This is a genomic window from Vibrio sp. 10N.222.49.C9, assembly GCF_041474985.1.
Lineage (GTDB): Bacteria > Pseudomonadota > Gammaproteobacteria > Enterobacterales > Vibrionaceae > Vibrio > Vibrio crassostreae_C.
The window spans coordinates 74,219-87,008 of record NZ_JBFRVD010000003.1; the positions used below are offsets into that span (position 1 = coordinate 74,219).

At 44.3% G+C, this 12,790-nt stretch carries 10 protein-coding genes; 2 read left to right on the plus strand and 8 right to left on the minus strand.

Annotation, left to right across the window (positions count from 1 at the left end; genetic code table 11):
• Nucleotides 1-52 precede the first annotated feature (52 nt).
• The 6 genes from AB4585_RS00915 to lrp form a co-directional block, all read right to left on the minus strand.
• Entirely contained in the window at nucleotides 53-319 is a 267-nt protein-coding gene (locus tag AB4585_RS00915) for a DksA/TraR family C4-type zinc finger protein (protein WP_372154904.1), read from the minus strand.
• Between the two features lie 221 nt (nucleotides 320-540).
• On the minus strand, nucleotides 541-1,848 hold the full coding sequence (gene serS / locus AB4585_RS00920; RefSeq protein ID WP_017060250.1) for a serine--tRNA ligase: 1,308 nt from the start codon (nucleotides 1,846-1,848) through the stop codon (nucleotides 541-543).
• Between the two features lie 142 nt (nucleotides 1,849-1,990).
• Nucleotides 1,991-3,346, minus strand: a complete 1,356-nt coding sequence (locus tag AB4585_RS00925; RefSeq protein WP_276605534.1) for a replication-associated recombination protein A — start codon at nucleotides 3,344-3,346, stop codon at nucleotides 1,991-1,993.
• Between the two features lie 64 nt (nucleotides 3,347-3,410).
• On the minus strand, nucleotides 3,411-4,007 hold the full coding sequence (gene lolA, locus AB4585_RS00930) for an outer membrane lipoprotein chaperone LolA (protein WP_017060248.1): 597 nt from the start codon (nucleotides 4,005-4,007) through the stop codon (nucleotides 3,411-3,413).
• Between the two features lie 75 nt (nucleotides 4,008-4,082).
• Nucleotides 4,083-7,253 (minus strand): DNA translocase FtsK 4TM domain-containing protein, encoded by a 3,171-nt coding sequence (locus AB4585_RS00935; RefSeq protein ID WP_372169241.1) that lies wholly within the window; start codon nucleotides 7,251-7,253, stop codon nucleotides 4,083-4,085.
• 163 nt (nucleotides 7,254-7,416) lie between these two features.
• Nucleotides 7,417-7,911 carry a leucine-responsive transcriptional regulator Lrp gene (gene lrp / locus AB4585_RS00940; RefSeq protein WP_004734558.1) on the minus strand — a complete coding sequence of 165 codons (495 nt, stop codon included), beginning with the start codon at nucleotides 7,909-7,911 and terminating at the stop codon, nucleotides 7,417-7,419.
• 156 nt (nucleotides 7,912-8,067) lie between these two features.
• Here lrp and ald point away from each other — a divergent pair, with 156 nt between their 5' ends.
• A complete protein-coding gene (gene ald, locus AB4585_RS00945) occupies nucleotides 8,068-9,192 on the plus strand; it encodes an alanine dehydrogenase (RefSeq protein ID WP_017060246.1) in 1,125 nt (374 codons plus the stop codon).
• 155 nt (nucleotides 9,193-9,347) lie between these two features.
• Here the strand turns inward: ald and AB4585_RS00950 are convergent, their stop codons facing one another.
• Nucleotides 9,348-10,550 carry a methyltransferase gene (locus AB4585_RS00950; protein ID WP_065583860.1) on the minus strand — a complete coding sequence of 401 codons (1,203 nt, stop codon included), beginning with the start codon at nucleotides 10,548-10,550 and terminating at the stop codon, nucleotides 9,348-9,350.
• A gap of 140 nt (nucleotides 10,551-10,690) precedes the next feature.
• Nucleotides 10,691-11,665 carry an HTH-type transcriptional regulator CysB gene (cysB, locus tag AB4585_RS00955; protein ID WP_017060244.1) on the minus strand — a complete coding sequence of 325 codons (975 nt, stop codon included), beginning with the start codon at nucleotides 11,663-11,665 and terminating at the stop codon, nucleotides 10,691-10,693.
• A 322-nt stretch (nucleotides 11,666-11,987) separates the two neighbouring features.
• Between cysB and AB4585_RS00960 the strand changes: the two genes are divergently transcribed.
• Nucleotides 11,988-12,752 (plus strand): hypothetical protein, encoded by a 765-nt coding sequence (locus AB4585_RS00960; protein WP_017060243.1) that lies wholly within the window; start codon nucleotides 11,988-11,990, stop codon nucleotides 12,750-12,752.
• Nucleotides 12,753-12,790 lie beyond the last annotated feature (38 nt).

Here is a 12,790-nt window from a genome sequence, read left to right on the forward strand (position 1 = left end):
AAAAGGCCTTACATAAAAGTAAGGCCTTAACTGCTTGAAGGTAACCGTCAGTTTAACGTAATTGGCTATCTTTACTTGCTCGACGGTTAAACAATGAATGTCGATGTGCGTCATGCTCTAATATTGACTGACATTCTATACACAAACGAACGCCTTTGATCGCGAGTCGTCTTTGTTCCGGAATCTCATCACCACACTCATCACAATAACGCAAACCCTCACCACCTCGAAGGTTTCCTCTTACACGAGAGATCTCATCATCAATGGTATTTTGTATTTGCTGGCTGACACTATCGTCACCAGCCCATCCTACGGCCATAAGCCCTCCTCAGTATTTGAACGAGAAAATCTATACCTACCGCGGTAAGAGCATATTATAGCCACATTTAAGGATTGTAATAATTATCAAAATCAATAAAACACTATTACACATAGGTAACAAAAATTATTTATTTCTCGCCACTGCACTATTCTATAGGCAATAAAAAACCCAGCCTGTTGGCTGGGTTTTATAAGTAACCTAATGCTTAATCAATCTAATTAACCAATGTGCGTTACGCCGCCCATGTATGGTTGAAGTACTTCTGGGATAGCAATACGGCCATCTGCTTCTTGGTTGTTCTCAAGGATAGCAACCATAGTACGACCAACAGCAAGACCAGAACCGTTTAGTGTGTGTACAAGTTCAGGTTTTTTCTCGCCTTTACGACGGAAACGAGCTTGCATACGACGCGCTTGGAAATCCCACATGTTTGAACAAGAAGAAATCTCACGGTAAGTCTCTTGTGCTGGAACCCATACTTCTAAGTCGTAAGTTTTCGCAGAACCGAAGCCCATGTCACCTGTACATAGAATCACTTTACGGTAAGGAAGCTCTAGAAGTTGAAGTACTTTCTCAGCGTGGCCAGTTAGCTCTTCAAGCGCTGCCATTGAGTCTTCTGGCTTAGTGATTTGTACTAATTCAACTTTATCGAATTGGTGCATACGGATAAGACCACGAGTGTCACGACCGTAAGAACCCGCTTCAGAACGGAAACACGGCGTGTGAGCTGTCATCTTAAGTGGCAGTTCAGCTTCATCAGTGATCGTGTCACGAACCATGTTCGTTACCGGTACTTCCGCAGTAGGGATAAGCGATAAAGTCTTAAGAGGTACGTCACTTACTTGCTCAGTTAGCGGGCTTGTGTGGAACAAGTCTTCGCCGAACTTAGGAAGTTGACCAGTACCGTAAAGGCTATCGTGGTTCACTAGATACGGTACGTACATTTCTGTGTAGCCGTGCTCATCAGTGTGAAGGTCCAGCATGAACTGAGCAATAGCACGGTGTAGACGTGCAAATTTGCCTTTCATCACGATGAAACGAGAACCCGAGATTTTAACTGCGCTAGCAAAATCAAGACCGCCAGACATTTCGCCAAGATCGACGTGATCTTTCACTTCAAAGTCGTAAGTCTTAGGTTGACCCCAACGAGAAACTTCTACGTTATCGTCTTCATCTTTACCATCTGGCACTTCTGCATCAGGTAGGTTAGGAATAGACATTGTGATCGTTTCTAGCTCAGATTGAAGATCAGCCAATGCTACTTTAGCTTGGTCTAGTTCTGCGCCTAAGTTGCCTACTTCTGCAAGGATACGCTCAGCTTCTTCATGGTCGCCTTTTGCTTTCGCTTGACCAATGGACTTCGATCGAGAGTTACGTAACGCTTGTAGCTCTTCAGTTTTCATCTGAAGGGACTTACGTTTTTCTTCAAGTTCACGAATTGTCTCTACATCAAGGGTGAAGCCTCGACGTGCTAATTTTGCCGCTGTTTCATCCAGCTCAGCTCGAAGTAATTTAGAATCCAGCATTGCTAATCCTATGCTTTAGTTATTTGAATATTCAGTAGTTTGCTACTGAATCACTGCTAAACCCCTAAAACTGGTGCTATTTCGACCAATTTCTAACGATTTAATTGAATTTTTATGACTAGGTAACGATATCCAAAAAAGACTACTTTTCATAGCGTTTTTGTGGGCTTTTTGCGTCCAAATCCGCCAGATAATCTAGCTTCTCGCCAATTTTGGTCTCTAAGCCTCGTTTTGTTGGGAAATAGTATTGCTTCTCTCCCATTTCAGGAGGCAGATACTTTTCCCCAGCCGCGTAAGCTCCAGGTTCGTCATGAGCATAACGGTATTCTTGCCCGTAGCCCATGTCCTTCATCAAAGTTGTGGGTGCATTCCGTAAATGATGAGGGACTTCATATTCAGGCAGATTGTGCGCGTCTGTTAACGCTTGCTTCCAAGCTGTATAAACGGCGTTACTCTTTGGTGCACACGCGAGATAAACAACCGCCTGTGCAATCGCACGCTCCCCTTCAGCAGGGCCAATACGTGTAAAACAATCCCAAGCCGACATCGCGACTTGCATTGCGCGAGGGTCAGCATTGCCAATATCTTCAGAAGCAATCGCCAGCAAGCGTCTAACGATATACAGAGGATCGCAACCTGCCGCAATCATGCGTGCCGACCAATATAAAGCCGCATCCGGGTTTGAACCACGAATTGACTTATGAACTGCAGATATTAGGTCATACCAAATATCGCCTTTATTATCAAAACGAGCGACTTTCTCACCGGCCACTTCAGCCAACAGCTGCAAGGTTATCGATTTCTCACCTTTATCGTTGTCTTCTGCCATGTCATACAGCAGTTCAAGATAATTAAGCGACATACGCGCGTCGCCGTTAACCAGTTCTGCAAGGCGATCTAAAACATTATCAGCAAAATCAGCAGGCACATCACCTAACCCACGTTGCTTATCTTCAATCGCTTGGCGGATGACGAGGGAAATATCCTCGGTATTGAGAGAAGTCAGTTTGTAGACACGCGCACGTGACAACAAAGCGTTGTTCAACTCAAAAGAAGGGTTTTCTGTCGTCGCACCAATAAAGGTCACGGTACCATCTTCGATATGAGGCAGAAAAGCATCCTGCTGACTTTTGTTAAAGCGATGGACTTCGTCCACAAACAGGATGGTTCTGCGCCCTGCTTGCTTGTTCTCACGCGCTTTTTCAATCGCAATACGAATGTCTTTTACGCCCGAAGTTACCGCCGATACGCGTTCAACTTCTGCATTCGCATAGTTTGCCGCTACTTCGGCTAACGTCGTTTTACCGGTGCCCGGAGGCCCCCACAAAATCATCGAGTGGATATGACCCGCTTCCAATGCTCTGCGAAGTGGTTTACCTGGGCCTAATATATGTTGCTGACCGATATACTGTTCGACAGTTTCCGGTCTCATACGAGCAGCAAGGGGACGAAAATCTTCGTCCCCCGCAAAATCTAAGCTGTAATTACTCAATTGCAATCTCTTGATTCGTTGATGGCATTAATGCCTATCGACGTACTACCAAACGATCTGCTTCTTTAGATCAGTTTCTTTGGTCGTCGACCTCGACACCTTCCGGCGCCACAAAAGTAAAACGGTCTGCTGCAGGTTTACCCAAATCAACATTGCTAAAGGTAAACTCACCTTTTTGACCGTCTTGTTCAATCACATTAAAGCCCTGAACAATGCCCTTTTCGGTGATATTAATCTGGAAGTCACCCTGATTAGAATCGACAGCAGTTGGCGTTAGCGTGAATTGGTTACCCGTTTGCGCCACATTATAATTATCCCAATCACTTTCTTGGTTACGTGTAAGCAGGACAAAAGGTGTCTGTGATGTCGCTTGCTCTTGCCAATAAATGCTCACTTGCTCAATGAACGGGCTGTAGTACCACAAGCTTTGGCCATCAGATACCAACAAGTTTTCATCAGGGAACGTGGTCTCCCAGCGGAACAGGCTTGGGCGTGCAATCTCTACCGTGCCCTCACCTTCCATAACAACATCACCATCAGGGCTGGTCACAACTTGTTTAAAGTCAGCGCTGAAGCCTGCGTTTAATGCCAAGCGGCTACTCAACTCTTCTTTCGGAGAAGCAAACACTGAGAAGCTCATAAATAAAAGTGCGAATACTTTTTTCATCAATAATCCTGTTAGAACATAAGTCGGTCATATTTTCGATTTGACCGACTGAATAGTTATGAGTTCCTACCGGAACTAATCTTTTGGTGGCGCTGGTGCTAAGACTTCTCGGTTACCGTTATGACCTGGAGCACTTACGATACCTTGAGCTTCAAGTTGCTCGACAATACGTGCAGCACGGTTGTAGCCAATCTTGAATCGACGCTGTACGCCTGAAACTGAGCCACGACGTGAATGAACAACGTGTTCTACCACTTGATCAAACAGAGGATCGACCTCTTCATCACCTTCCATCTTCTCACCCGGAAGCAAGGTTTCTGGGGTTTGTTCGCCGTTGGTGATTTCATCAATATAGTTTGGCTTACCACGCGCTTTCCAGTTATTCACAACTGCGTGTACATCGTCATCAGATGCAAAGGCACCGTGAACACGAGTTGTATGGCTAGAACCCGGTGGCAAGTAAAGCATATCACCCATACCCAATAGTGATTCCGCACCACCTTGATCAAGGATAGTTCGTGAATCCGTTTTGGTTGATACCGTAAAGGCAACACGGGTTGGAATGTTCGCTTTGATAAGACCAGTAATAACATCCACTGATGGACGTTGCGTCGCTAGGATCAAGTGAACACCCGCCGCACGTGCTTTTTGTGCCAAACGTGCAATCAGTTCTTCAACCTTCTTACCAACCACCATGATTAGGTCGGCAAATTCATCAACGATAACCACAATGTAAGGCAGCTTCTCAAGCAATGGCGCTTCTGGGTCCATGCTGTCGCCCGGCTTCCACAGTGGATCGTGAATTGGGTGACCCGCTTCCGCTGCCATCTTAAGCTTATCGTTGTAACCTTTAATGTTACGAACGCCTAATGCTGACATCAGCTTATAACGTCGTTCCATCTCGCCAACACACCAACGAAGGGCGTTCGACGCATCTTTCATGTCGGTTACCACTTCAGACAATAGATGAGGAATACCCTCATAAACCGATAGCTCAAGCATTTTCGGGTCGATCATGATGAAGCGAACATCTTCCGGTGATGCTTTGTAAAGCATACTCAGAATCATTACGTTCACACCTACCGACTTACCAGAACCGGTTGTACCTGCAACCAGAACGTGAGGCATTTTCGATAGATCAGCAATAACGGCTTCACCAGCGATGTCTTGTCCTAGAACCACTGTCGTTGGCGATTTCGCTTCTTGGAACTGAGGGCTAGCAACCACGTCTGAGAAGAATACCGTTTGGCGACTCATATTCGGCAGTTCTAAGCCAACATAAGGTTTACCCGGAATCACTTCTACGACACGTACTGCCAATGCAGAGAGCGAACGCGCTAAGTCCATAGAAAGGCCAGAAATACGGCTTACTTTCACACCTGGAGCCAGATCAAGTTCGAATCGAGTGATTACTGGACCTGGGAAAATGTCGACAACGTCTGCTTTGATCTTGTAGTCCGCTAGCTTAGATTCAACAAGACGAGCAATTGCCTCTAGCGCATCACGGTCAATAAAGGTTTCACGCTTTTCAGGGTGGAATAACAATTCAAGCGTGGGTAATGGCTCAGCAGGCTTAGGTAAATTAACATCTTGTTGAACCAAGAACGGATTCTGCGCCGCTGCCATATTCGCTTGGGCTTCAGAAACAATGCTTTGGAATGCGGCGACATCTTGATCTTGATGCGCAGGTTCTTCTTCCGTTACTTCTTCCCAAGGAAGATCAACAGTTGGCTCTAGGTTTTGTGCTGTTGGCTGTTCAGGTTCTGAATGTTCTTCTTGATAAGGGAAAGGTTCAAACTGTTCTTCGATTAATGCTGCGTCAGCTAATTCAGCTTCAGCCTGTTCTGATTCAAGCTCTGAGCCCTGTTGGTAGCTTTGCTCTTCCGTCACATCAAACGGTGAAGGTTGTGCAGAGAAATCGTCTTCCACGGTTGCTTCTGGCTCGCCCATAGGTGAAGCGTATAAAGATTCAGGTTGAACATCTTCAGAACCAAATTCGCCATTTACTTGTGGTGAGCTATCTAATTCTGGTTCAGCACTTCTAAGGTCAGCATGAGCAGGGCCAACTTCTGGTTGTTCGTTCTGCATGTATTGTTGGTAAGCAACCTGAGAATCACGCGCGTCAACCTGATCTTGTTCTGCTAGGTCATCTTCATACATGGCCGCATTTTCTAGCTGCTCTATCGTTGCATTCAACTGTTTAGAGCGCTCAATACCTTCTTCTAGCGGTTCTTCTGGCGCTTGGTAAACAGCTGCTGCAGGGATCGTTTGCTCTGACTCAATTACCGCTTGAGGCTGAACCTGAGGTTGTTCATGAACAGGAGCTTCTTGTTTCGCAGGAGCATCGACAGGCATATGAATATTGTAATGACGCTTCGGCGATGCAGCATTGTCTCGCGCATTTGTCGCCACGTCTGACGACTCATTGGTCGCAGAAAAACTCATCGCAGGATCTAGCGGATCATGCTCTGTTGATTCTTTGTTGCCTTCTATAGCAGGAACATCGCGGTAAGTTGGCGCTTGATGCTGGTGATGACGTTCTTCGATTAAATCGCGGTCTGCTGATTCTCTTAATTGAGGCTCAAGCAGCTCTTGGTCTTGGCCACGAGCCTTATTAACAGTAGACGTGAAAAATTTGATGGCACATTCACCCAACCATTCCACAATGCTTAGCCAAGAGATACCGGTTAATAGAGTGAAACCAGCACCCCATAAGAAAAGAAGAACCAGCGTACTACCAAGAACATTCAACGTTGGAAGTGCAAGGCTTGTTAAAACGTCACCTACCACGCCACCGGATGAAAAGTACCAGATGTCGTCAAAGTTGATATCCGCTAAACCACAACTCGTAAGAATTAGGATAGTCAGGCCAAGTAAGCGAGTGCCCCACAGCATGAAGTCGATCTGCTCGTCTTCATTACGTTTGCGGAATAAAACCCACGCAGCAACCGTCACTAAGATAGGCAGAGGGTAAGCCAAAGAACCAAATACGAAGAAAAGCGTATCCGCCAACCAAGCACCTAGGTAGCCACCCGCATTTTGAATGTCACCACCCCACGCCGTTTGCGACCATGATGGGTCTGCAGGACTAAAAGTTAATAACGCAACGGCAAGTAGAATAGAGAAGAGAACACCGAGAATCAGACTGCACTCTTTGAGACGTTGAGAACCACTCAAACGAGGAGACTGAGGCTCTTCACTCGTTTTAATGATTGTTTCTACTTTATTACTGCTCTGCTTGAACATAAACCAACTTAATAATTAAAAGGGATAAAAACATCTCGAGCGGCCAAAGCCGCTCGTTTCAATGAAACTACTGTTGATTTAACCATATCAAACAGAAAAACCCAATTCCAGAAAGCAAGAAAGCGGAACAAATGTCCGCTTTCTTTCATTTCACCAATTGTGACTAACGAGTTTTAATCACAAGTTGATTGGTTTGTTTCACTTCTTCCATTACTACGTAAGTTCGAGTGTCGTTTACGCCCGGTAGACGAAGTAACGTATCACCCAGTAGCTTACGGTAAGCACCCATATCAGATACACGTGTTTTTAGAAGATAGTCAAAATCACCCGACACTAAATGACACTCTTGGATGTCATCCAGTTTCTGCACAGCGGTGTTGAATTGTTCGAACACATCTGGCGCACCACGGTTCAACGTAATTTCAACAAACACTAAAAGTGAAGCATCAAGGTACTGTGGGTTCAGCAACGCTGTGTACCCAGTAATGTAACCTTGACGTTCTAAACGACGAACACGTTCAAGACATGGAGTTGGAGAAAGTCCTACTCGTTTTGAGAGTTCAACGTTTGAGATACGACCGTCTTTTTGCAACTCATTAAGAATGTTGCGGTCAATACGATCTAGTTCCTTGGACGGCTTCTTATAATTGTCTGCCATTTTTTATTCCACCTTATTACTTCCTTGCAAAAAAATATACTACAACTTTTTAATATTCAGTATCAAATTTTATCTAAACCTATCTATACTAGATATTAATTCGACAGAATTACCCTACACATAGATAAAACAACCAAAATAAAATGAGGAGTCAGGATGATCATTGGCGTACCTAAGGAAATCAAGAACCACGAATACCGCGTTGGTATGACCCCAGCTAGCGTGAGAGAACTAATCTCACACGGCCACCAAGTTTTTGTAGAAACCAATGCCGGTACTGGTATCGGTTTTTCAGACGATGATTACATCGCTGTAGGCGCATCCATTCTTCCTACTGCTGCTGACGTTTTCGCGAAAGCAGAGATGATTGTAAAGGTTAAAGAACCTCAAGCTGTCGAGCGAGCTATGCTTCGCGAAGGGCAAATATTATTTACCTATTTACACCTTGCACCAGATTTTCCACAAACTGAAGAGCTTATCAAGAGCAAAGCTGTCTGCGTAGCCTATGAGACTGTAACAGATAATATGGGTCGCTTGCCACTATTAGCACCAATGTCTGAAGTAGCTGGTCGTATGTCTATTCAAGCAGGTGCACAAACATTAGAGAAATCTAACGGTGGTTGTGGTCTTCTTCTTGGTGGCGTTCCAGGTGTTGAACCAGCAAAAGTTGTTGTTGTTGGTGGCGGTGTTGTAGGTGCTAACGCAGCACGTATGGCTGTAGGCCTTCGCGCTGATGTTACAATTCTTGACCGTAACGTAGATACACTGCGTCGACTTGATGAAGAATTCCAAGGTCGCGCAAAAGTGGTTTATTCTACTGAAGACGCCATTGAGAAGCATGTTCTAGAAGCAGACCTAGTAATTGGTGCAGTACTAATTCCTGGCGCAGCAGCTCCAAAATTGGTTACAAAAGAGCACATCGCTAAGATGAAGCCAGGTTCAGCAGTTGTTGATGTTGCAATCGACCAAGGCGGTTGTTTCGAGACTTCTCACGCAACCACTCACGCAGACCCAACTTACATTGTTGATGACGTAGTTCACTACTGTGTTGCAAACATGCCTGGCGCTGTTGCTCGTACTTCAACTTACGCACTAAACAATGCAACACTTCCTTACATTGTTAAGCTAGCGAACAAAGGCTACCGCGAAGCACTTCTATCTGATGAAGGCTTCCTAGAAGGTCTAAACGTTATTCACGGTAAAGTAACTTGTAAAGAAGTTGCAGAAAGCTTTGACCTTGAATACGTAGACCCAGCAGAAGCAATCGCAATGTTTAACTAATGATGTAATGACTAACTGAACGCAATAATCTTCTCGTTGAAGCGTTCAGTTAACTCATACACATTAAACAAAAAGCCAGTACGACATTATGTCGCGCTGGCTTTTTTGCATTAATGGATTTAGTTCGTAAAAACACGTAACAGTACGGTTTACCACTAGCGCTCGATTTTAACCCCATGAATCAATAGATTTCTTGGCGTAATACTGCGTTCACAGAACTCTTCAATCGTAGCTTCATAACCTTGCTCTTGCAGATAGATAGCGCGATCTAAAGCCAGCCATATCTCTAATGGTCGTCTAAAGACTTGTTGAACCAAACTCAGCTTTTCCATTTCCCAGAATAGCGCTTCGCCTTGAATCAAATAAGAGTCAAAATCAATATCTGAGCCCAGCGATAGCTCTTTCACTTCAGATGCCCAACGGCAGAAAGATTCAAAACCCTCAGCTAACTCTGATTTTTTGATGCTCGGTACAGGAATGTATTCGTCAATGTTAAGTTCAGCCTTAAGCAACTGGCTGAAGCCTAGACGATAGCTCATCTCTAGTTGACGATGTCTTTTTACTCTTTCACCACCAGTAACGGTTTCTTGAAGCGGGATTCTCAAGTCGCTCTTACTTAACGTTAATGCTGAGCTTTTCGCGATAGAAGACATCGCTTGATAGTTTTCGTCTCGAATAAGATGATAACAACAAGGAGAAATAGTGACCGCTGGTAGCCCATGTGACACTGACTTTTTAACTAGCTCAACATGAAGATCACCACAAGCATGAAGGGCCACGGCATGTTGGTACGAATTAAACACGTCATCGGCCTTGTCTGAAAACGCATCTCCTTGAACAAAATCCATCGCTAACTTCTGGTCATCCGCAATCTTTTGTCCGCTTTCGCATAACGATTGCTGCCATTCAAAGCTAGTGACTTTTTGATCCGATTGCTGAGATAGGATTCGACCAAGAAAGCCTTTACCAGAACACCACTCGAGCCACTCTTTGCCATGGTGATGGCATAATGCAGCCTCGCCCATTGCGACAATTTGATGTAGCTTTCGGCCAGGAATACCATCAGCAGTACCACGTGGGAGGTCTAAACCAACCAAAGCTGTGTTATTGAACTGGATGTTTTGGGTAGCAGTATCTAATTCAGGTAGGAAACGAGTCAGTTCTTCGACCAAAAGCTGAGGCTGCTCTTTTAAGGTTTGAATACTCTCATTATCTAAGCTTTCTAACCAATCAACGAGTGGACGATTGACCTCTTTCCACGGCTGCTGTTGAGTTTGACATAGGTGAAAAGGCTCTGAACGCCAGTAAATCTGGTGCTCTAGCAAAAATGAATCGAGTATTTTAAATCGTGAATGCATGCTTCCCCCTATGATGCGTGGATTGTAGGGGTAAGAGGTCGAAATGGAAAGGCCCGATAAAGAAAACGAAAACTAAAAGCCCAAAAGAAAAACGGCCTGCAAATACAGGCCGAATAAGAATCAAAATTTACACGATGAGATTAACGAACTGGCAGTTCGATATCTTTAAACATCTCTTCGATCTCTTCGTTCGATTTCAAAGAAATAGCTTGCTCAACCACAGGGCGAGTTAAGTGCGGTGCAAAACGCTCCATGAAATCAAACATGTAAGAACGCAAGAAGGTGCCTTTTCTAAAACCAATGCTGGTTGTGCTCGCACCAAATAGATGGCTCGCATCAATCGCAACCAAATCAGTATCTTGCTCGTGGTCAATAGCCATACTTGCAATTACACCAACACCAATGCCCATACGAACGTAGGTTTTGATTACGTCTGCATCGGTCGCAGTAAACACAACACGCGGTGTTAAACCTACTTTGTTAAACGCGGTATCAAGCTCAGAACGGCCAGTGAAACCAAATACATAAGTCACGAGAGAGTAAGCCGCAAGATCTTCGATCGTGATATTACGCTTCTGTGCCAGGGGATGATCTTTGGTCACGACGATCGAACGGTTCCAGTGGTAACAAGGCAGCATAATCGCATCTTGGTAAAGGTGTAGCGCTTCCGTTGCAATCGCAAAATTCGCTGTACCTTTAGCGACGGCTTCTGACATTTGGCTTGGCGTACCTTGGTGCATGTGAAGCGATACTTTTGGATAGCGCGCCGTGAAACCTTTAATCACATCAGGCAGTGCATAACGAGCTTGAGTATGAGTCGTTGAAATATTCAATGTACCCATCTCTGGATGTGTGTGTTCACCCGCTACCGCTTTAATGCTTTCAACGCGCGCCAAAATCTCTTGAGAGATACGAATGATATCCTCACCCGCTTGGGTAACCTGCGTTAGATGCTTGCCGCTACGCTCAAAAATCTGAATGCCTAGTTCGTCTTCAAGTAATCTAACTTGCTTACTAATGCCAGGCTGAGATGTGTACAAACTCTCTGCTGTAGCTGAAACATTTAGGTTATGGTTTACAACCTCAACAATGTACTTCAGTTGCTGTAACTTCATATCTAACCTCGTAATCCTTTACTCATTTCTGTGCTAACTTATTTGCAAAGAGAGCGTTATAGTCGCGTGTAATATAATTAATAGTTATAACGCTTCGAACACAAAAATGACAGGAAAATTGAGTTTTTCTAGCTTAACAAACAAAAACATCACTAACGCTTTGCAACCCAACCCTCATTCTCATACATTAGTTGGTAAGTTTTGATTGCCGATTTCGCTCAACAAGAGATAATCAGAAATTGCAATTTACGAGTGCCGATACACAATGGAATCGTGTATCCTCTCCAGTTAGCTATAGAAAATAATAAGCAGACTCAAATATATGAATATTGGTTTAATAATCGTCTTAGTAGCCGTTCTTTTGGTGTTAGTTTTAGGCTACAACATCATGCTTCAATATAAAGTTAAGGTAGAAACAGCGAAGAAACAGGAAGCTTCTCGTTATCTAACCATTATTGACGGTACAGAAGAACTGATTGGCAACGCTCATCACATGCCGTTTAGCCAAGATCTTCTTGTATGCTTAAACAATCGAATTCTTGATGCATTAGAAAACATGTATCAACTCGATCCAAAAAATAAGCAGCTTGCCCAACGCATTGAAAGCGTAAAACAACAAATCACTCAGCTAAAAGAGAACTACAAAGGTGGCGAGAGTACCGCTTTCCGCGTACCAAGTAGTGACAAGCAAGCGATCATGATGCTTAAGTTAGTTAAACGCCTGCGTGATACGGTGCGCAACGAGCACAATAAAGGCCGTTTCGAGACTCAAGCTTATGTGGTTGAAAATGCTCGCCTAGAAACAATTCAAATCCGTATTAACATTGAAAATGTTATCAAACGTGCAAACGATTCGATTTCTCGCGGACAACCGGGAACAGCGATTCAGCTATTACGCAAAGGTATTGATGCTTTGGCGACTAAGAACGACTCGTACTCTAATCAAGCCAAAGAAAAGCTTCAACAGATGCTTAACGAGCTTGACCAGAAACGCCAAGACAAAAACGCTCAAGATTTGCAGCAGATGGAATCTAAAGAACGAGAAGACGATATGGATGCCCTCTTCGGTCAGAAGAAGAAATGGTAACAGTCTAACTCAACACTTAAAGGCCGCCTTATTTACAT

Excerpts from the sequence above, each read along its gene's own strand:
- AB4585_RS00915 (WP_372154904.1), bottom strand. The coding sequence starts at position 319 with ATGGCCGTAGGATGGGCTGGTGACGATAGTGTCAGCCAGCAAATACAA.
- serS (WP_017060250.1), bottom strand. The coding sequence starts at position 1,848 with ATGCTGGATTCTAAATTACTTCGAGCTGAGCTGGATGAAACAGCGGCA.
- lolA (WP_017060248.1), bottom strand. The coding sequence starts at position 4,007 with ATGAAAAAAGTATTCGCACTTTTATTTATGAGCTTCTCAGTGTTTGCT.
- AB4585_RS00935 (WP_372169241.1), bottom strand. The coding sequence starts at position 7,253 with ATGTTCAAGCAGAGCAGTAATAAAGTAGAAACAATCATTAAAACGAGT.
- lrp (WP_004734558.1), bottom strand. The coding sequence starts at position 7,911 with ATGGCAGACAATTATAAGAAGCCGTCCAAGGAACTAGATCGTATTGAC.
- ald (WP_017060246.1), top strand. The coding sequence starts at position 8,068 with ATGATCATTGGCGTACCTAAGGAAATCAAGAACCACGAATACCGCGTT.
- AB4585_RS00950 (WP_065583860.1), bottom strand. The coding sequence starts at position 10,550 with ATGCATTCACGATTTAAAATACTCGATTCATTTTTGCTAGAGCACCAG.
- cysB (WP_017060244.1), bottom strand. The coding sequence starts at position 11,665 with ATGAAGTTACAGCAACTGAAGTACATTGTTGAGGTTGTAAACCATAAC.
- AB4585_RS00960 (WP_017060243.1), top strand. The coding sequence starts at position 11,988 with ATGAATATTGGTTTAATAATCGTCTTAGTAGCCGTTCTTTTGGTGTTA.